This is a genomic window from Cytobacillus dafuensis, assembly GCF_007995155.1.
Classification (GTDB): domain Bacteria; phylum Bacillota; class Bacilli; order Bacillales; family Cytobacillaceae; genus Cytobacillus; species Cytobacillus dafuensis.
In genome coordinates this window covers 3307418-3328153 of record NZ_CP042593.1, presented here as the reverse complement: position 1 = coordinate 3328153, position 20736 = coordinate 3307418, and the positions used below count along the sequence as shown (strand labels likewise).

General features: G+C 36.5%; 17 protein-coding genes and 3 pseudogenes. 11 read left to right on the top strand and 9 right to left on the bottom strand.

The genetic code is table 11. From position 1 onward, the window contains the following. Positions 1-3: 3 nt before the first annotated feature. Both FSZ17_RS15875 and FSZ17_RS15870 read left to right on the top strand, forming a co-directional pair. Entirely contained in the window at positions 4-1134 is a 1131-nt protein-coding gene (locus FSZ17_RS15875; protein ID WP_057776907.1) for a sensor histidine kinase, read from the top strand. Continuing rightward, the gene (locus tag FSZ17_RS15870; RefSeq protein WP_057776891.1) at positions 1131-1733 is read left to right on the top strand and encodes a response regulator transcription factor; all 603 of its coding nucleotides are present in this window, start codon (positions 1131-1133) and stop codon (positions 1731-1733) included. Before FSZ17_RS15875 ends, FSZ17_RS15870 begins: the two co-directional genes overlap by 4 nt. Positions 1734-1774: 41 nt before the next feature. Here FSZ17_RS15870 and FSZ17_RS15865 read toward each other — a convergent pair whose 3' ends face one another. The 3 genes from FSZ17_RS15865 to FSZ17_RS15855 are packed head-to-tail and all read right to left on the bottom strand — an operon-like array spanning position 1775 to position 4789. Further along, positions 1775-2659 (bottom strand): glycine betaine ABC transporter substrate-binding protein, encoded by an 885-nt coding sequence (locus FSZ17_RS15865; RefSeq protein WP_057776908.1) that lies wholly within the window; start codon positions 2657-2659, stop codon positions 1775-1777. A gap of 28 nt (positions 2660-2687) precedes the next feature. Continuing rightward, entirely contained in the window at positions 2688-3533 is an 846-nt protein-coding gene (locus tag FSZ17_RS15860) for an ABC transporter permease (protein ID WP_057776892.1), read from the bottom strand. Beyond that, complete coding sequence (locus FSZ17_RS15855; protein ID WP_057776893.1) at positions 3521-4789, bottom strand: quaternary amine ABC transporter ATP-binding protein; 1269 nt, start codon at positions 4787-4789, stop codon at positions 3521-3523. Before FSZ17_RS15855 ends, FSZ17_RS15860 begins: the two co-directional genes overlap by 13 nt. 303 nt (positions 4790-5092) lie before the next feature. Here FSZ17_RS15855 and FSZ17_RS15850 point away from each other — a divergent pair, with 303 nt between their 5' ends. The 3 genes from FSZ17_RS15850 (at position 5093) to FSZ17_RS15840 (ending at position 9807) form a co-directional block, all read left to right on the top strand. Further along, complete coding sequence (locus tag FSZ17_RS15850) at positions 5093-5629, top strand: GbsR/MarR family transcriptional regulator (RefSeq protein WP_057776894.1); 537 nt, start codon at positions 5093-5095, stop codon at positions 5627-5629. A gap of 365 nt (positions 5630-5994) precedes the next feature. Further along, positions 5995-8553: a vitamin B12-dependent ribonucleotide reductase gene (locus FSZ17_RS15845; RefSeq protein ID WP_057776895.1), complete on the top strand. Its 2559-nt coding sequence runs from the start codon at positions 5995-5997 to the stop codon at positions 8551-8553. A gap of 369 nt (positions 8554-8922) precedes the next feature. Then, positions 8923-9807, top strand: a complete 885-nt coding sequence (locus FSZ17_RS15840) for a patatin-like phospholipase family protein (RefSeq protein ID WP_057776896.1) — start codon at positions 8923-8925, stop codon at positions 9805-9807. A gap of 55 nt (positions 9808-9862) precedes the next feature. Here FSZ17_RS15840 and FSZ17_RS15835 read toward each other — a convergent pair whose 3' ends face one another. After that, positions 9863-10249, bottom strand: a complete 387-nt coding sequence (locus tag FSZ17_RS15835) for an SA1362 family protein (protein ID WP_228460227.1) — start codon at positions 10247-10249, stop codon at positions 9863-9865. Positions 10250-10305: 56 nt separating this feature from the next. Further along, complete coding sequence (locus tag FSZ17_RS15830; protein WP_057776898.1) at positions 10306-11250, bottom strand: DUF1385 domain-containing protein; 945 nt, start codon at positions 11248-11250, stop codon at positions 10306-10308. A gap of 271 nt (positions 11251-11521) precedes the next feature. On the opposite strand from FSZ17_RS15830, the gene FSZ17_RS15825 reads away from it, so the two are divergent. The 3 genes from FSZ17_RS15825 to efp all read left to right on the top strand — a co-directional run bounded on the left by FSZ17_RS15825 (position 11522) and on the right by efp (position 14004). Further along, complete coding sequence (locus tag FSZ17_RS15825; RefSeq protein WP_057776899.1) at positions 11522-12028, top strand: YqhR family membrane protein; 507 nt, start codon at positions 11522-11524, stop codon at positions 12026-12028. 176 nt (positions 12029-12204) lie between these two features. Then, positions 12205-13266 carry a M24 family metallopeptidase gene (locus tag FSZ17_RS15820; protein WP_057776900.1) on the top strand — a complete coding sequence of 354 codons (1062 nt, stop codon included), beginning with the start codon at positions 12205-12207 and terminating at the stop codon, positions 13264-13266. Positions 13267-13446: 180 nt separating this feature from the next. Then, positions 13447-14004 (top strand): elongation factor P, encoded by a 558-nt coding sequence (gene efp, locus FSZ17_RS15815; RefSeq protein ID WP_057776901.1) that lies wholly within the window; start codon positions 13447-13449, stop codon positions 14002-14004. Positions 14005-14184: 180 nt separating this feature from the next. Here the strand turns inward: efp and FSZ17_RS24135 are convergent. Beyond that, positions 14185-14330: pseudogene (locus FSZ17_RS24135) on the bottom strand (IS4 family transposase); the annotation flags it as partial. Positions 14331-14468: 138 nt separating this feature from the next. On the opposite strand from FSZ17_RS24135, the gene FSZ17_RS15810 reads away from it, so the two are divergent. Together FSZ17_RS15810 and FSZ17_RS15805 are read left to right on the top strand one after the other, a co-directional pair. Continuing rightward, positions 14469-16613, top strand: coding sequence for a YhgE/Pip domain-containing protein (locus FSZ17_RS15810; RefSeq protein WP_228460225.1), 2145 nt, complete (start codon positions 14469-14471; stop codon positions 16611-16613). 71 nt (positions 16614-16684) lie between these two features. Further along, on the top strand, positions 16685-17128 hold the full coding sequence (locus FSZ17_RS15805) for a DUF1284 domain-containing protein (protein ID WP_057776903.1): 444 nt from the start codon (positions 16685-16687) through the stop codon (positions 17126-17128). Between the two features lie 196 nt (positions 17129-17324). On the opposite strand, the pseudogene FSZ17_RS15800 reads toward FSZ17_RS15805, so the two are convergent. The 3 genes and pseudogenes from FSZ17_RS15800 to FSZ17_RS15790 form a co-directional block, all read right to left on the bottom strand. Continuing rightward, positions 17325-17474: pseudogene (locus FSZ17_RS15800) on the bottom strand (IS4 family transposase); the annotation flags it as partial. A 136-nt stretch (positions 17475-17610) separates the two neighbouring features. Next, positions 17611-17748 (bottom strand): annotated as a pseudogene (locus FSZ17_RS23500) (GNAT family N-acetyltransferase); the annotation flags it as partial. Positions 17749-17870: 122 nt separating this feature from the next. Next, positions 17871-19079 carry an MFS transporter gene (locus tag FSZ17_RS15790; RefSeq protein WP_057776906.1) on the bottom strand — a complete coding sequence of 403 codons (1209 nt, stop codon included), beginning with the start codon at positions 19077-19079 and terminating at the stop codon, positions 17871-17873. A gap of 190 nt (positions 19080-19269) precedes the next feature. On the opposite strand from FSZ17_RS15790, the gene pdxR reads away from it, so the two are divergent. Continuing rightward, positions 19270-20661, top strand: a complete 1392-nt coding sequence (gene pdxR, locus FSZ17_RS15785) for a MocR-like pyridoxine biosynthesis transcription factor PdxR (protein ID WP_057771543.1) — start codon at positions 19270-19272, stop codon at positions 20659-20661. Positions 20662-20736 lie beyond the last annotated feature (75 nt).

The following is a 20736-nucleotide window of genomic DNA, read 5'->3' as shown; positions in this document are numbered from 1 at the left end:
TATATGAAAAAGAGGAAGGGGAAATTTGAATTTTTCCCAGAGAGATATGGATTCTTTCCATATATCTTTTTGATTTATCTATTTATGCCAATTTATTATATCTTTTATGAATCTGACTGGAAAAGGTTTGTCGGATATGCATTGGTATTATTGTTTACTGTCGCATACCGGAAGCTTTATTTTAACACGAAGTCTTTTTCAAAATGGCTGATCATTCAAGTTTTAATTATTCTTATTCTGGCAGTCTTTTATAATATCAATAATATTTTTTTAGGATTTTTCCCAGCAAATTTCATTGGCTGGTTTACGGACAAAAAGAAATTTTATAATGCACTGATCCTTTTTGCAATCGCAATTATTATACCGTTATTTTTGCATTCGGATGTATTCTTTTCTGCCAGCATGTTATATTTTATCCCTTTTATTGTGATTATGTTTATTTCACCATTTGGTATACGATCTATGAATAGTAAATTGGAGCTCGAACAAAAATTAAACGAAGCAAATGAAACAATTAAAGAATTGGTCAAACGTGAGGAAAGAATGAGGATTGCCCGTGATCTCCATGATACTCTTGGCCATACATTATCTTTAATTACATTGAAAAGTCAGCTCGTTGGAAAGCTGATAACGAAGGATTCTGAGAAGGCATTAACAGAGGTCAAAGCAATTGAAAGAACCTCTCGAGCGGCCCTTGCACAGGTGAGAGAGCTTGTTTCCGATATGCGGACGATATCGGTAGAAGAGGAGTTAACTCATGCTAAATCTATTCTAGAAGCTGCAAATATCTCTTATGAGCTGCAGGGTGACTCGAAGTTAAAGGGTATTCCAGAACTAACTCAAAATATACTGAGTTTATGTCTAAGGGAGGCTGTGACGAATGTGGTTAAGCATAGCCAGGCCCAAAAATGTCTCGTTTGTATTTTAGAAAAGGCAGGGGAGATCTTGCTGAGTATTCATGATGATGGAAAGGGTCTTAACTCTAATAATAAATATGGAAATGGTTTGAAAGGGATGACAGAAAGGCTTGTATTAATTGATGGAGACTTGAATTTAACATCTGAAAATGGAACTAAGCTTATGATAACGGTTCCGGTTATCGTTAAAGAAAGAGAGGCAGGTGTTATCTCATGATTAGAATTGTCATTGCAGAGGATCAGGGTATGCTTCGCGGAGCACTCGGGTCACTTCTTAGTTTCGAAGAGGATATAGAGGTAATCGCACAGGCGAAAAATGGGGAGGAAGCGCTTCGATCAATCCTTGCTCTAAAGCCAGATGTTTGCCTTATGGATATTGAAATGCCAATTAAAAGTGGTCTGGAAGTAGCGGAAGAATTGAAGACTCTTGGATCAGATTGCAAAATTATTATATTAACAACATTTGCAAGACCTGGATATTTTGAACGTGCAGTTCGAGTGGACGTACATGGGTATTTGCTAAAGGATGGATCAAGTGATGATCTGGCAGTAGCGATAAGAAATGTGATGAAAGGAAAACGGGAATTTTCTCCTGAATTAGTTTTTGGAAGCATGAAGGAAGAAAATCCATTAACTGAACGTGAGCGAGAAGTGTTAAGAATGGTTGCGGACGGGAAAACAGCGAAAGAAATTTCTGTAATCCTTTTTTTATCACAAGGGACCGTCCGTAATTATATGTCTGAAATCATAAGTAAGCTGCACGTGAAAAATAGGATAGAAGCAATTACTGTTGCGGCGGAGAAAGGCTGGATATAGAAGAAGGCAATGCCATAAGTGACATTGCCTTCCTTTTCTTATTACTTTTTCAAATCCTCAATCGAATCAATATCCATATAAGCAGGAACAACTAATCCAAGTTTAGTTCCCTCCATATTTGCGCCAAGGTCCTCAAATTTGCCATTAAACTTTTCATAATAATCAGCATGGGTGAGGGGGAGCCATGCTGCGACACTAGCATCGAGGCTTCCGTCAGCTACTCCGGCCCACAATGGGCCTGCTTCAAGCTGGCGAAGGGTAACATCATATCCTAGCTCTGTTAATACTTGTGAGATGACATTTGTACTTGCAATTTCGCTATCCCAAGCTACATAGCCCAATGTTATTTTATCACCGTCTACCTTTTCTACACCTTCTGTCCATGTAGACACTTTGTCAGCATTTGCTTTTACCCATTCATTGGCAGCTTTTTCTGGATCTTCTCCATCAGTGATTTTTACCATTACATCTGCCATTTCATCTGCAGTCCAATTGAATTGATCAAGAACCTTGTAGGCAGATGGATGATCTTCTGCTAGCCCTAAACGTGCGATCGTATTGATATTTTCTTCACCGCCGTATACGCCTTTTGGATCCTCTAAATATTTCAGATCAAATTTGGAGAACATCCAGTGTGGTGTCCACCCAGTTACAATGATAGGCTCTTCCTTGTCATATGCCTTTTTAAATGCTGCAGTCATAGCAGCACCTGAGCCTTCTACTACATTCCAATCACTAAGTTCATATTCTTCAACAGCAGCTGCTGTTGCCTTCATTAATCCTGCACCTGGATCGATACCGATGATTTTGTAATCAACACTTTCCCCGACCGAAGCTTTTGTATCTCCTTTATCTGTTTTATTTTCATTTTTACTAGCGTTGTCTGATCCACATGCCGCTAGTCCTATTGTGAGAACAGACACCATAAAAGCGGACAACCATATTTTCTTCAACTTAGTTTCCCCCTTGTCTTTTGATTCCTATATTTTGGGTAATACGGTCAAGGATGATGGCAATAACCACAATAGCTAGACCAGCCTCAAAACCTTTTCCGATTTGAATCTGTGTAACTGCACGATAGACATCCGCTCCAAGTCCTGGAGCTCCAACCATAGATGCTATGACAACCATAGATAATGCCAGCATAATGCTTTGATTAATTCCAGCCATGATTGTTTGCATGGCTAGGGGAAGCTGTACCTTTAATAATCGCTGGCTTGTTGTGGAACCAAATGCCTCAGTAGCTTCAATAATATCTGCCGGTACTTGCTGGATTCCTAATATTGTTAATCTGATTGTCGGAGGCATGGAAAAAATAACAGATGCTACTACACCTGGAACAACCCCAATGTTAAAGAAGAAGATTGCAGGAATAAGGTACACAAATGCTGGCATTGTCTGCATTAAATCCAATATTGGTGTAACAATTTGTTTCACTCTCTTGCTCTGTGATGCCCAGATTCCGATTGGGACACCAATAATGACTGAAAGAACAACAGCAGTTAATACTAAAGCCAATGTTTCAAGCATCGGTTCCCAATAGCCTAAATTATCAATTAAGAACAACCCAATGATGGTAAAAAGTGCAATTCCTTTTGATGCTAGCCTCCATGCTAACAAACTTAATAGGATCATAAATAGATAGGATGGGATGAATCCTAATCCTGTAACAAGACTTTCAACAACAGTTTCAAGTCCTTCTGAAACACCGTTAAAGGCTGCTTCAAAAGTGATGGTCAGCCATTCAACAAATTGATCAACCCAATCCGCAATCGGTAGTTTTGGAATTAAGCTTTCCATTTATTCACAACCCCCTTTTCGGACTGACTTACAGCAACTTGATTATTCGCTTTTTCTAAAACATTAATGACCTCATTGTTTCCTGCCAGCGCTCCAATTACAGCACCTCTGACAAGAATGCCTTGAAGACGATTATCATCAACAACTGCAACTGGAATTGTCGCAGTTGAAACCTTATCAAATAAATCCGTTAACAATGTATCACTTGCAACCTTTTGTACATCCCGATCTACAATTTCTTGTAAATTTTGCCCCTTTTCAACTGCTGTTTTAGCAGTTGCAGCATGAATGGTGCCAATAAGCGTCTTTTTCTTATCTACTGCATAGATGCTTGATATACCAAGATCCTTCATCATTTGTAGAGCAACCCGAGGCCCTTTATCAATTTGTACGGTTTCAGCTCGTTTCATTACATGACCTGCTGTCAGCACTTTAGACAAATCGACATCCTCAACGAATCTCTCAACATATTGATTAGAAGGATTCATTAGAATTTCCTCAGGTGAGCCGATTTGTACAATTTCCCCATCCTTCATTAAGGCAATTCGATCCCCAATTCGAAGAGCTTCGTCTAAATCATGGGTAATAAAGATAATCGTTTTTTCCATCGATGACTGCAATTCAAGCAATTCGTCCTGCATGTCTTTACGAATTAGAGGATCTAACGCACTGAAGGCTTCGTCCATTAATAGAATATCTGTATCATTTGCCAGAGCCCTTGCAAGTCCGACACGCTGCTGCATTCCTCCGCTTAGTTGTTTAGGAAACTGGTCTTCATAGCCTTCTAGACCAACAAGCTTTAATGCCTTCATTGCTTTTTGCTTTCTTACTTCTTTTTCAATTCCTTGCACTTCCAAACCATATTCCGTGTTTTCAAGGACCGTTCTGTGTGGAAGTAAAGCAAATTTCTGAAAAACCATGCTTATATTTTTCCGACGAACATTCTTTAGTTCATCCTTTTTCATTTTTGTTATCTCTTTTCCATCAATCCAAACTTCACCCAAAGTTGGATCGATAAGTCGATTTAATGTCCGGACTAAAGTTGATTTTCCGCTTCCTGAAAGTCCCATGATGACAAAAATTTCACCTGAATAAACATCAAAGGAAGCTTGGTTTATACCGACAGTCGAGCCGGTCTTTTTCAGGATTTCTTCTTTAGAACTGCCTTCCCTTAATAGCTGTAATGCCTTCTTGGATTGTTTCCCAAATATTTTTGTTACGTTTTTAACGCTTAATTTTACATGTTTATCATTCAAAATAGTCCCTCCCGTTCAAACCACACCGGCTAATGCGACCCTTTAATTGTATTATTAATAGAAAATGTGGGCAAAGCTGGTAATCAGGCATATTTAGTCGTAAAGTGCGTACAGAATAAACTGAACATACCGTAAAAGCGGATTACTTAAACTTCCTTTCATATCCTCCCATATACTCATTCAATTGCTTCTTTACTTTCAAAAAAAACATGTTAGTCTATTAAATGGATATTTCATTTTTTCTCAAGCCTTAGGGCGAAAGCAGAAAAAGTTAATTTTTCATTTATGGATGTGAATGATTAAATGGATGGGAAAGAACAACTTGATCATGTAAGAGAACGGGTCATCGAGACGATTGCTAAAAATATGAATTTATATGGAGTAACAGATTCCATTGGGCGATTATATGGGATGTTATATTTTCAAAATCATCCAATGACACTAGATGAGATGAAGGAAGAGCTCGGGATGAGTAAAACAAGTATGAGCACTTCTATCCGTCACTTATTGGAGCTTAAAATGGTCGAAAAGGTGTGGAAAAAAGGGACAAGAAAGGATTTATATAAGGCAGAGGAAGACTGGTATCAAACATTTACAGATTTTTTTACTATTAAATGGCGTGCAGGGATCTCCATGAATATTTCCGCAATGTCGAAAGCGATAACGGAGCTTGAAAAAATAATAATATTTGAGGATCTTGATGAGGAAGTTAGATCAGCAGCAAAAACAGACATTGATAAAATGAATGCAGCACTTCAATATTATGAATGGTTAAATCAATTGGTGGATAGCTTCGAATCAGGAAAAATTTTTGATTTTATTCCAAGGGATAAAAATTAGGAATGAGATATCGGCACAGGTGAGTAGCCTGTGTTTTTCTTTTTGGGAAAACCTGCACTTTAAAGATTATGTTTCCAAATAAATGTGCAAGCCTCAAAATATATTAAAATTTGTCAAAATCTGTCGCGAATCTTTGATATTCTCTTTTTTTCTCTCGATTCTAGTTTTTTTTGAGCTTGACAAAAAAAGTGAAACGTGAATCAAACACAACATATAGTGGTTCCGAAAATATTTTCGCTACTACATGTAGATTTTGTTGTTGATTTTAAATATCCACTATGATAACTTAAGATTATTAACTATCAACTAGAATAAACAAAAACTAGTATTAAAATTGAATATTTTCTTTTGAAGGAGTTGTAATAATGTCTGTAGCATTAGGACAAAAAATGAGTTTAAACATTGAACAATTAAACGAAGATATCCGATTATTTCCTCAGGTACATCCTATTACCTCTGATATGAAAATGACCCACAAAGGGGTTTCCCGTTTGGTCATGCTGGACAGATATACATTTAAGGATACTGAAAAGATTACTTTGACTAATGGGGACTTTATCGTATTAACCATCAAAGAAGATCCTAAATTTCCTGCACGTGGACTTGGATACATTTTAGATATCGATTGGGAAAAAAAGTTAGCAACCGTTCTAGTGGAAGAAGATTACAGAGGGGTACTTGATGACCCAGAAGAATCACAAACTGGAATCATTAAGAGATCTCTAGATGTCATTGAAAAACCGCTAGAGCTTTTTTATGAGCAAATCGCAAAACGTAATGCAACTGGCCTGGCTTCAGTTGAAAAAACAGAAGAGAAAAGGCAAGAATGGTTTGAAAAGTTTTATCAGGAGTTAGCAAGCCTTAATTTTATCCCTGCTGGACGCGTTCTTTACGGTGCCGGAGCAGATACAGATGTAACATACTTTAACTGCTATGTTATGCCATTTGTTCAGGATTCTCGTGAAGGAATTTCTGAACATCGCAAACAGGTCATGGAAATCATGAGCCGTGGCGGTGGAGTCGGAACAAACGGCTCAACCTTGAGACCGCGCAACACGCTCGCTAAAGGCGTAAACGGCAAGTCATCCGGATCGGTATCATGGCTGGATGATATTGCGAAATTAACACATCTAGTTGAGCAAGGTGGCTCCCGCAGGGGCGCTCAGATGATCATGTTAACGGATTGGCATCCAGACATTATTGAATTCATCATTTCAAAAATGCAAAATCCAAGAATTTTACGATTCCTTCTTGAAACAACAAATGATGAAACCATTAAGAAATACGCAAAAGAAAAACTAAAATTTACTCCTTTCACTGAACAAGAATTAGCTATGTATCAAGGGATTATTAACTATAAGAGCATTCCTGGATACGGTGGCTTCAATGAGAAAATTATTAGCGATGCAGAAGAAAAGCTTGTTAATGGCGGTACTTATTCTGTTCACAATTCTGAATTCCTAACTGGTGCAAATATCTCTGTTTGCTTAACAAAAGAATTCATGGCCGCTGTTGAAAATGACGCAGAATACGAACTTCGCTTCCCAGATGTCGAAAGCTATGAAAAAGAAGAAATGCAGATCTATAACGAAGAATGGCATAAAGTTGGGGATGTTCGTGAATGGGAAAAGCTCGGTCATAAAGTTCGAGTGTATCGTAAAATCAAAGCAAAAGAGCTTTGGAACTTGATTAACATATGTGCAACTTACTCAGCTGAGCCAGGAATTTTCTTTATCGATAATGCAAACGACATGACGAATGCGAAAGCATATGTACAGAAAGTAGTTGCGACAAACCCATGCGGAGAGCAACCTCTCGCACCTTTCAGTGTATGTAATTTAGCGGCTGTGAATCTAGCTGAAATGGCAGATAAGGAAAACAAGACAGTTGATTTTGAAAAATTAAAGAAAACAGTCGAAGTTGGAGTTAGAATGCAAGATAACGTCATTGACGCTACTCCTTACTTCCTTGAAGAAAATAAAAAGCAAGCCCTAGGTGAGCGCCGTGTCGGCCTTGGCGTGATGGGGCTTCATGACCTTCTTATCTATTGCGAATCAGAGTATGGTTCAGAAGAAGGCAATAAACTAGTCGATAAGGTATTTGAAACAATCGCAATAACAGCTTATCGAGCTTCGGTAGAGCTTGCAAAAGAAAAAGGAAGCTTCCCATTCTTAACAGGGGAAACAGAAGAAGGAACAAACAGATTACGTAAAGCATTTACTGAAACAGGATTCATGAGTAAAATGCCTGAAGATATTCGTAAATCTATTTTAGAAAATGGAATCCGTAATTCTCACTTGCTAACTGTTGCCCCTACAGGATCAACAGGGACAATGGTTGGGGTATCAACCGGATTGGAACCATATTTTTCATTCTCTTACTTCCGAAGCGGACGTCTTGGAAAATTCATTGAAGTGAAAGCAGATATCGTACAGGAATATTTAGATAAGCATCCAGAAGCAGATTCAGAAAATCTTCCAAATTGGTTTGTATCTGCGATGGAATTAGCACCAGAGGCACATGCGGATGTTCAATGTATCATCCAACGCTGGATTGATAGTTCCATAAGTAAAACTGTTAATGCACCAAAAGGATATAGTGTTGAACAAGTAGAAAAAGTATATGAGCGTTTATATCGCGGTGGTGCTAAAGGCGGAACCGTTTACGTTGACGGATCACGTGATTCTCAAGTTCTAACCTTAAAAGCGGAAGAAAACAATTTTGAAGAAACAAGAGTAGACAAAAAAGAAAAAACAAAACCTCATGTTGTTCTAGTCGATACAATTAATGAGCTGCAATCGACTAACGTGATTGGTTCAGAGGTTGGCAATACTTGTCCAGTTTGTCGTAAAGGAAAAGTTGAAGAAATTGGTGGCTGCAACACTTGCACAAATTGTAATGCCCAATTAAAGTGCGGACTATAAAATTAAATATTTTAATAATGGGGACGTCTCATAAGTCGATTTATCGGCAAAGAGACGTCCCTTTTTTGGCTAATAAGAAAGTTTAAGTTTATTAACGTACTAAAGTAAAATGTGTTTTCAATTCAATATCTTTAAACAAGATCGCATAAGGAAAACTAAGGCATTCGCCAAAAAGAACTTGGCGAATGCCTTAGTTTTTCTAACGCTTCTGACAATGCTATCAATTATTTGAATATAAAATTTAGGAATGAATTTCTTTTTTGGACAGGTCTACCTTCATTACAGTTATAAAAAATTTCATTGTCCACTGTACTATTTTCAGATTCTCTTGATTAAAGATGTATAAAAAAAGCAACAGGGGTGTCTGCTGTGAATATTGATGGTGTTTTTTCTGGAGGAGGTATAAAAGGGTTTGCCCTTATTGGTGCTTATGAGGAGATTGAAAAACGAGGTTTTTGCTTCACTAGGGTAGCGGGTACTAGTGCTGGATCAATTATAGCTGCATTAATAGCAGCTAAGTATACAAGTAATGAAATTTATCAATTAATTGATGAACTGGATTTAAAGAAATTTTTAGATACACGCAAGACTTTTGTCCCTTTTGCAGTCACGAAATGGCTACTGCTTTATTGGCGTTTAGGCTTATATAAAGGGGAGGAGCTTGAGAATTGGATTGCTGACAAGCTTGGAGATAAAGGAATATGGAAGTTTTCAGATTTACCTCCACAAGCATTACGCATAATTGCCTCAGATCTAACGAATGGCCAGCTCATCGTATTGCCAGATGATCTTATTAAATATGGGATCGAGCCAGGCTCATTTTCGATTGCTAAAGCAATTCGCATGAGCTGCAGCCTTCCTTATTTCTTTGAACCTGTAAAGCTTAATGTGAAAAAAAACACGAATCTTATTGTTGATGGCGGGGTATTGAGTAATTTTCCGATGTGGCTTTTTGATAAAGAAAACATTAAGAAGGTTCGTCCTGTTTTGGGGGTACAGCTAAGTCACAATACTTTAGAAAGGCCAAAAAACAAAATTAATAATGCAATTCAAATGTTTGAAGCTTTGTTCGAGACAATGAAGGATGCACATGATTCTCGTTATATTTCTCGAAAACATGCACGTAATATTATTTTCATTCCAACAGAGGGGGTGCTAACAACAGAATTTCAATTAACCCCTGAAAAAAAGAAAGCACTTGTTGATTTAGGCAGGAATAGTGCCAAGCAATTTTTCAGTCAATGGAGCTATTAAAAATAAAAAACAATCGGCTATTCGCCGATTGCTAATACTTAATTCGATCGAGCGTTTAAAGAGAAGCCCGATCTTTCTTTTTTCCTTTTTTCCCTTCGATTACAGTTAAATGCGAAGACGACTTTTTTCGCGTTCTCTTAATAGTTGTTAAAGAACCAGTCGTTGTTTTGCGATTACTGTTTTTTGCAGGATTATTATGCAATATTCGTTTTTTCGATTTTCTCGCTGCACGATTGAATGCTCGTTGCTCTTGTTTTTTAGGGCTAGCTTTATAAAAGCGTTGAAAAATAAAGTACACAATAGCACCTACCAATAAAATGACAGCTATTCTCCGCAAAAAACCGGCGGGATTTGAAATCAAACTGGTTGAAACTCCTAAAACAGCAAGAAGAATAATACCAGAGATTACGAATAAGGAAATCCGATTTTTCAAGAAAGCCACCTCCCTATGAGCATGATGAGCATTTTTCCAATCTTTTAAACTTATTGCCGTTATTTTTAAACGATTTCTTCTGTTTTCAGAAGGTTTTCAGTTTCCTCTTCTTTTTTTAATAATTCTTTAAAAGAAAGAATGGCAACCTCAACCTGATCATCAGTAGGTTCCTTAGTTGTTAGCAGCTGTAGCCAGAGACCAGGAAGACCTAAATATTTTAATAAAGGCACATTTCTAACTTTATTTGTTAATTGCAAAACTTCAAATGAGATGCCAAGAACGACAGGAATAAGGGCTATTCGATTTAGGACTCGGACATATAATGGTTCAGTCGGTACAAGCAAGTAAACAAAAACGCCGACTAAAACTGTAAATAAAATGAAGCTGCTGCCACATCTGTAATGTAGACGAGACTGGGCTTGCACATTTTTAATAGTAAGATCTTTCCCGTTTTCAAATGCGTTTATTACCTTATGCTCTGCACCGTGATATTGGAACACTCTTTTAATAATCGGTGTCAGTGATACAAAGTATATATAAGCAAGCAATAAGAGAAGCTTAAAAAAACCTTCGACTAATATTTGTGCAAGATGACCAGGGAAAATTGGCTTAGTTAATTCAGCTAAAAAGACAGGGACGAGAGTAAAAATAAACTTACCAAAAAGGAATGATAATACCCCTATTGCAGCTACACCAAGCCACAATGTTAATTTAGAGCCTTCTTGTTCATTCAGTGTAAGATCCTCACTAGGATCCAAATCATATCTTTCTGTTGAAAAGTTTAAATGCTTAGAACCGTTTGCACTTGCTTCAATAATGGCAACAATTCCTCGTATAAAAGGAATTTTTTTTAGAAATTTTAAAGAAGGGTTAGATTTTCGAGGCAGCTCGAAGTATTCTATCGAGTCATCCTTTCGACGAATAGCGGTCACATAATGATGTTTCCCACCAAACATAACACCTTCTACAACCGCTTGGCCACCATATACTGGTTTTTGATCCTTTGACATGCGTTTGCACCAACCTAATTCGAACTCGGAATTAACAGCTAAATCTGACATTAATACTGTAGAATTTATAAAGCATAATACTATTTAGGCATGGTACACTTTGATCTTCAAAGCATCAATCCATTTAAAGCTGTATATACCTATCCTTATTCTACTAAAAATTCAATAAAACCTCTAGGAATGACATGTATTTTTAATTTAATTACTAATTTAATTCTGGCATGCAAGGGAAAAAATACTGGGGGCATAATAGTTAAAGGAGGTGGTTTTTATGTCAGAAGAAAAACAGCATGAAGAAAATCACAGAGATAGACCGATGACCTTTATGAATATGGTGATCCTAACAGGTTTAATTGGAGGGATTTTCTGGAGCGGACTAGGTTATTTAGCGTATATCATAAATTTAACTGAAATCAGTCCAAATGTGTTATTGGAGCCATGGGCACTTGGAAGCTGGAAAAAAGGCTGGCTAGGGACCGTTATTTCGATCGTTATGATCGGAGTTGTATCTATCGTTGCCGCACTTTTTTATTATGCAGTACTACGAAGATTTCCAAGTATGTGGGTTGGAATCTGCTATGGGTTTATTCTCTTCTTGTTAGTCTTTATCGTATTAAATCCAATTTTCCCAGGGATAAGCCCTTTCTATGACCTAGGAAGAAATACAATCATTACTTCTATCTGTATATATGTTTTATATGGTGTATTTGTAGGGTATTCAATTTCATATGAAGAACGTGAAATGAACTATAAAAAAAAGAAGGAAGCTAAAGTCTAATTCTTTATATTCAGCGATATAAAACTTTAAAGATGTAATATGCAAGCACAATTGTTCGTGGTAGTTAAATTAATTTCAACTATGATAAAATATTCTTGTTATTCAATAAAAGGATGTCACTGGTAAGTAATACTAAAGACAGCCTAATATAAAGTATCGTAAAGGGGAGAGAGAGGATGGAAAAATTACAGAAACTTCGCTCTAGTTTTGAAAAACTAGGAATTGATGGAATGCTTATTTCAAGTGCGTATAACCGCCGATATATGGCAAATTTTACTGGTTCTTCAGGTGTCGTACTAATAAGTGGGGAAAAAGCACAATTTATTACAGATTTCCGTTATATTGAACAAGCGACAAAACAATGTGTTGGATATGAAATTGTGAAGCATACAGGCTCAATTCCAGATGAAGTGGCTGACCAGGCAAAAAAATTAGGCATAAAAAAGCTTGGATTTGAACAGGATCATTTAACTTTTTCTTCGTATAAAGCATATGAGAAGGCGCTGGAAGCAGAATTAGTACCTGTTTCTGGTGAACTTGAAAAGTTACGCTTGATAAAGACTGAAGCAGAGATTAAGATATTAAAGGATGCAGCGAACATTGCAGATGCTGCATTTATGCATATTCTAGATTTCATTCGCCCAGGCTTAACAGAGCTAGATGTTTCCAATGAATTAGAGTTCTTTATGAGAAAAGCAGGCGCAACTTCATCATCTTTTGACATTATCGTTGCATCTGGTTATCGTGGTGCACTTCCACATGGTGTTGCGAGTGACAAAGTAATTGAAAAAGGTGATTTCATTACTCTTGATTTCGGAGCTTATTATCAAGGTTATGTTTCCGATATTACTAGAACCATTGCTGTTGGCGAACCTGATTGCAAGCTGAAAGAAATATATCATATCGTTCTTCAAGCACAATTGCGTGGAATGGAAGGCATCAAGCCAGGTATAAGCGGAGTAGAAGCTGATGCTCTAACACGTGATTATATCGCGGAAAAGGGATATGGTGAATATTTTGGACATTCAACTGGTCATGGTATTGGTTTAGAAGTTCATGAAGGACCATCCCTTTCTTTTAAATCTGATACCATTCTTGAACCAGGAATGGTTGTAACGTGTGAGCCAGGCATTTACATACCTGGACTCGGCGGGGTTCGGATTGAAGACGATACTGTCATAACAAAGGATCATAATGAAGCGCTAACACATTCAACGAAGGAACTGATTATTCTTTAATTAAGAAAAGCGGAAGCGCCTTCGGAACAATCAAAGTTCAGATTGCTCCTGCGATAATTATTCAAAGGAGCTTTCCTTGTCCTGTTGCATTGTCGATACTAGTACGTCCTGAACGTCGGGCCTAGGCGCTGGAGCTAGACAAAGAAAACATGGGCTAGACAATATTTAGGAGGATTTAAAATGATTTCAGTTAATGATTTTCGTACCGGATTAACAATTGAAGTAGATAATGGCATTTGGCGTGTAATGGATTTCCAACATGTTAAACCAGGAAAGGGAGCTGCTTTCGTACGTTCAAAACTGCGTAATCTTCGTAACGGTGCGGTACAAGAAAAAACTTTCCGTGCTGGTGAGAAAGTTGCAAAAGCGCAAATTGATAATAGAAAAATGCAATATCTATATGCAAATGGCGATCAGCATGTTTTCATGGATAATGAATCTTATGAACAGATTGAATTACCAACAGCAACTATTGAATATGAGCTGAAGTTTTTAAAAGAAAACATGGAAGTCCAAATCATGATGTATAATACTGAAACACTTGGAGTTGAGCTTCCTAAATCTGTAGAATTGGAAGTTATTGAAACTGAACCAGGGATTAAAGGGGATACAGCTTCAGGTGGTTCAAAACCTGCTAAGCTTGAAACTGGCCTTACCGTTCAGGTACCATTTTTCATTAACCAAGGTGATAAGCTTATCATTAATACGGATGAAGGTACATACGTATCTCGTGCATAAGGATTACAAAAACTCCCGAAAGTACATACTTTCGGGAGTTTTTATTTTAAGAATGAAATTCAAACTCTGCTGAAACTTGGCTTTTGTATAGGGTAGTGTCAGGATTTTGTGATTTTACAACGTTAAGGATAAGAAGTCTTGTATATCAATGTTTTTTAGTACGTCCCAAGGTTAAGTAAAATATAAAGATTGCTTTTGTACTGTCCCATTCCGAAATGAAAAGTATCCTAAAACTCGAATTCATAAATCTCCGGACGTAAGGTATCCAAACAATCTGTACCAAAGGTTTTATCATTATTTTTACCTGTTTCATTTTGAAAATTTAACGTTTCTACATTATTTCACGATTTGTACAAAGATTGGTGTTTCGCTTCCTCTGAAAATGCCCGTTAAAAACTCAAGATGATGTATGAACCCAAGTTTTTAAATAATACTAATGACAACTTTAAAAAATTGGGGACGAAATGATGAAAACCATTTTCGGGATTTATAGAACAGATTTGAAAAATATTTATCAAAATTGGGCTGTTTTTATTTTAATTGCAGGATTAACACTCCTACCTTCTTTATATGCTTGGTTTAATATTGAAGCTTCTTGGGATCCATATGGTCATACAAGTGACATCTCGATTGCTGTTTCAAATAAGGATAAAGGGGCAAACATAAGAGGAAGTAAAATTAATGTAGGGGACGAATTGGTTTCCTCCTTGAAAACAGATGAAAACTTCAATTGGGTGTTTGTTGATGAAAAGGAAGCCATTAAGGGTGTTGAACGAGGTAAATATTACGCAAGTATAACGGTTCCAGAGAATTTCTCTGAAAAAATTACGACAGTATTGACGGATGATCCAGAAAAACCTACGCTTTCTTATTATGTAAATGAAAAAATAAATGCTGTTGCTCCTAAAATTACCTCAAAAGGTGCTACGGGTTTGGTTGAGCAAATTAGTAAAAACTTTGTTAAAACGGCAAATGGTGCTATCTTTAAAGTTTTTAATGAGATTGGGATTGAACTTGAAAGAGATTTACCAACGATTGAAAGAGTAAAGCATTTGATTTTTGAATTGGAGAAACAACTTCCCACTATTCGGGATACAACCAATAAAGTGCTAGATGATGTAGAGAAGGCGAAGCAAGTTATTAGTACCGCACAAGAAGAAGTAAAGCGCATTGCAGTGCTTTCCGATGAAGGGGTACAGCTTGCGGAGAATTTCACTGGCTATTTAAATAAAGCTACCTTACTAATAAATAACTCAGCACCATTTATAAAAGAAAATCTCGTCATTTTAAAGCAAACAGCAGATTCAACAAATCAGCTTACCGACTTCTTATTGGACAATCAAATACCTACTGAGGAAAAAATTAATTTCTTACAACGACATAGTATAAGGCTTGAAAAGAGTGTAGAAGTCATTGATGATATGATAAGTTTTTTTGAACATTTAACTAAATTATCCTCTAGTTCCTCATTTGATTTAGAGCTAAATAGGCTGCAAGAGGTAAAGAAAAATTTTACGTCGGCGCAAGTACTTTTAAAAAATACAATTAACTTAATTGAAAATGGGGAGCCGCTTACGAGCAAAATAACAAATCAAATCAATCAATTTTCCGAAAGCACTTCTGAGCTACTAAAAAAAGTACTAGATAATTTTGATAATCAAACAGTTCCGAATATCGATAATCAACTTCAGAAAACAAAGAGTTTAATCGAAAATACAACGGCAGCTTTAAAAGGAGCAAAACAGAGCTTACCAGATGTAGAAAGTATATTAGGAGAAGCACAAAAAGGAATAATAATCGGAACGAAAGAGCTTCAAAAATTTAAAGAGGATTTACCAGAAATAGAGCGGAAACTAAAAGAAATTACTCAGAGAATTAGAGCCTTTGAAGCAAATGCAAATATAAAGGAAATTATTGATTTATTAAGAAATGATATAAAAAAGGAAAGTGATTTCTTTGCTGAGCCAGTCCTGCTGAAAGAGCATAAGTTATTTCCGATTCCTAATTATGGATCAGCAATGTCGCCTTTTTTCACCACTCTTTCGCTATGGGTAGGAGCAATGTTATTAGTGTCCCTTTTATCAATCGATACGACGACAAACGGCAGCATTATACACTTCTATTTTGGAAAGTTTTTAATCTTTTTGACAATTGCTCTTCTTCAAGCGTTAATTGTTACACTGGGGGATATTTTTTTATTAAAGACATTTGTTGTTGATAAGCTCTGGTTTGTGCTGTTTGCTTTATTTATGGGTGGGATTTTTATGCTAATGGTGTTCACTCTTGTTTTTTTATTAGGGAATGTAGGAAAAGCGTTAGGGATTGTTTTATTAGTATTGCAAATCTCTGGATCGGGAGGAACCTTTCCGATTCAAGTTGTCCCAAAGTTTTTTCAAGTAATTAATCCGTTTCTTCCCTTTACATATGCTATCAGTATGATGAGGGAGGCGGTAGGTGGAATCATCTGGGATATCGTTATTAGGGATGCTATTATCCTCAGTCTATTCGGTATACTAACGATTTTGCTTGGACTATTTTTGAAGAAGCCAGCTAACCGCTTAACTGAAAAATTCAAATTAAAAATAAAAGAGAGTTCGTTGATTCATTAAACTAATTTCCTAAAAGATTTTTTTCGAATGTTCACGAAGTTTGATATATAATCTTTTTAGGAAGTGATTAAATGGATAAAGTATTACGTGGTCATCACCTTCTTTGCATCCATGGATTTCGAGGAATGGGCTACAGTACAAAATTTGTTGAGAAAATGTATGAGATCGTAAATGATGTTCGAGATGGACAGAAGGATTTTTCAATTAAAGTAGTTGCTACTTTTGACGATGCTTGCTTTACATGCCCACATCAAGGAAAGACGGAATGTGAAGCAAATGAAGGCTCTAATGAGCATGTCTTATCAATGGACGAAAAAACCATCCGTCATCTCGGACTTGAAAAAAATAAAAGTTATCAGAAATCTTTTTTAGTGTCCTTAACAGCCCAAAAGGTAGTAATGGAGGATTTAGATTATTTATGTAAAGGCTGCTCATGGCTCTCATATGGGGTTTGTAAGGAAGGGATTGTAGAGCTGAAAAACAAATATGGCGTTGTCGATATAACCGATCAATAAACCTTTTATGGGTTGCCTCAAGAAATCGTAATTTTCCTGACGCTACCCCATGCCCATCAAGCTAAGATTTTGTGACACCCCCATAACGAAATTTTTACCTTTTACAGTTATTTATGAGAATTCAGATCATTTTTTTCGTTTTGGGGAACAATCAATTTCTTAAGTTGATGGATGTGGGGTGCAGCCCCATGCCCGTACATAGGGCCACTAAATCTTGTGCGCGGTATTTACTTTTTCGTTTAACAAATCCTACATTTTTAGCTAATTGTTCTAAAGCATCCTGTGACATATATCGTTGTAACTCTTTAGAAAACAATTCTAGTTCATCAGAAATCGATAAGTTCATATTAAAAACGCCATCCTTTCCTATGATTCTACAGAAAGAATAGCGTTTTTTTACTTTAGGTACATTTCAAAATCTTAGACATGTAATAACTATCAACTAAATCCCCAGCAATAATGTAAGAAGTTCTTTTTATTCCCTCAATCTCTAGTAAATCTGGCTGCTCTTCCTTTGTAATTGGCAAATTATATTCCTTTTGCTGAATATGAACAATTAAATCCACCACTTCCGATTGATACTTACTTTCATATGGTGTAATAAAAATAGTATTATTCATCGAATCTCCTTCCAGTCTGAAGCTAGTAAACTATACACGGCAATATCGTGAAAACGCTCATATTCTTTTTGCTGTTTCTTCTGCATAACAACAAACGCAACATATTCACGAATCATTGCGCCCTAAGAAATCTCTCTCTTTACCTTTTTCACAATAGAACGTGAAGATATTCTGCCATGTAGTAAATAATAAACACCACTTCCGATTATTATAAGGAATGAACAATAAAAATATAATGATCCATAATCAATTTTAGTTGCGGCAATACCAAAGATAAATGATCCAATGCCGAACCCAAAATCATATATAGAAAGGAATGTAGCCGTAGCCAATGCCCTCTTTTTAGGAGGTGCTACTTGAATGGCAATGGTTTGAAAACTGGGAAACACGGTTCCCCATCCCACGCCAATAAGGGCTGCTGATGCAAGAAATAACAATGACGTATTCGATACACTCAATAAGAATGTACCGACTGCAAAGCATAAAATAGCGGGATAAATTATAATATTTGCCCCAAATAAATCAAACCATTTTCCAGTAAAAGGTCGGGAAATTAAAAGGACCACTGCGTACACAACAAAGAAATAACCAGCAGCTTCCACTAATTTTTGTTCTTTAGCATATATGGATACAAAGGAAATAATTCCCGAATAAATCAATCCTAAGAAAGCTGAAACCAACGATACAGGAATAGCAGAAGTTTCCAAATAATTCCCAATTTTCATACTTGTTTTTCGTTCAATTACCCGTTCTGGCATAAAAGCTTTCTTAGGTAATCTAACAAATAATCCTGCAACGAGTGCAAAGAGAGCACATAATGCATTTATGATAAATATTACATTTGTCCCTGTTTGTTGCATAACAGTCAAACCCAAAAAGGGACCAATAGCCATAGCAAGATTTAGCGTTAGTCCATAGTACCCCATTCCTTCTCCTTTGCGGGATTCCGGGATGAGATCTGCCACAATTGCTCCAGTGGCCGTTGTGGCCATTCCAAAGCCAATTCCATGAAAAAAGCGAAGAATTAGTAAGCCAATCAGAGATTGTGGAATAAAATACAAAATTGAAGCTGCGAAAAGAACAATGAGGGAACTTATAAAAACGATATACTTTCCTGCCTTTTCGATCCATTTACCTGCAAATGGGCGTGTTAGGATGGATGCAACCAAAAAAACTGTAGTAATAAGTCCTGCTTCAGATTCGGCACCATGCAATTCTTGTAAAGCATATATCGGCAGTGTAACCAATAAATAAAAAAATGTTGTAAACACGAGAAAATTAGTAATGGCAATACTGATAAAATCCCTTGTCCATAATCGGGGTTTATCCAATATTTCCACCTCCCATATAATATTAAATTCCTACGTTTTTGTCTTTCTCACCAGACAAACATTAAAACCCATGCCTGCGTTGTTTTAATGCTATTTTATTTGCGTACTCATACTTAATATTAAATTTCTTTGTCATTTACAAAAGGTGCAGTTTACAATAAAAACAAATGACAGATGAGGTGTTTCAATGATGAATGAACTAATATTTAATATCAATCGAGAGAGTAACACTCCTATGTACCAACAAGTTTATCAATACATACGTACTCAGATTTTATCTGGTAAATTAGAAAGGAATACAAAGTTACCATCGATAAGACAACTTGCTCTCCAATTAGAGGTCAGCAGAAACACAACTCAGGTAGCCTATGAACAATTGCAATCGGAAGGATATATTCGAAGTGAGAACAAAAAGGGATTTTTTGTAGAGGCAACTATATCGGATGAGACACTTAATTATGAACCCATTAGAGAACAGCATCATGAAAAAAATCAAACTGACATAAAAACTATTGACTTTAAGATTGGGACAGTAGATCAAGAGAACTTCCCTTTGAAAAAATGGAGAATGCTTACAAACAAAATCGTTAAAGACTCTAGCATGTTTTCATACGGAGAAAAACAAGGCGATATTAAATTAAGAAAGGTACTAGCAGATTACTTGTTTCAATCAAGAGGGGTTAATACTTCTGCTGACCAGATTATTATTGGCAGTAGCACACAACACTTGTTATTACTTTTGTCGCTGTTGCTAAAGCAAGACTATCATTATTTGGCAGTAGAAGACCCTGGATATAATGTGGCAAGGGAACTATTTGCTCTTCAGTCATTTATCATTGATCCGATCCCGGTAAAAGAACAAGGCATCCAAGTCGATCGCCTTTTAAAGTCGCCTTCTAGACTTTTATATGTCACTCCTACTCACCACTTTCCATATGGAGTAACTATCCCCGTCAATGAAAGATTAAAGTTAATTCAATGGGCAAAAAGGGTGGAAGGATATATTATTGAGGATGATTACGATAGTGAATTCCGATACATCCATCAACCTATACCGTCTCTTCAAAGTTTAGATTCTAATGATAGGGTGGTTTATTTAGGAACTTTTTCAAAAGCACTGCTACCTTCTATCCGTGTCAGTTATATGGTTTTGCCTAGGAGGCTAGTAAGTGAATATAAAAAGATACTCCCTTTGCTTGAGCAAACATCCTCATCTATTCATCAGAGAACACTGGCGACCTTTATGAATGAAGGATATTGGTACTCACACTTAAGGAAGATGAAAGCTTTGTATAAACGTAAAATGAATCTATTGAATAGGGAATTACTAAAACACTTTAAGAATTATGTTGAAATAAAAGGTGGTAGCTCCGGAATTTTCGTTATTATTGAAGTTAAAACAAAAATGAGTGAAAAAATGCTGATTGAAAAGGCATATGAACACGGAATTGCAGTTTATCCTTGCTCAAAATATTTCTCGAAATATATACCACAATATCCGCATATTCAACTTGGATTGGGTAATTTATGTGAAGAACAGATAATAAAAGGAGTATCTCAACTAGCAAAAATTTGGTTGTAATCTTGATTTTTTCCCTAAAAAAGTTTTTTCGTTTTTCCTATTAGGGGTAGCACCACATCGCTATCAAGCTAAGGT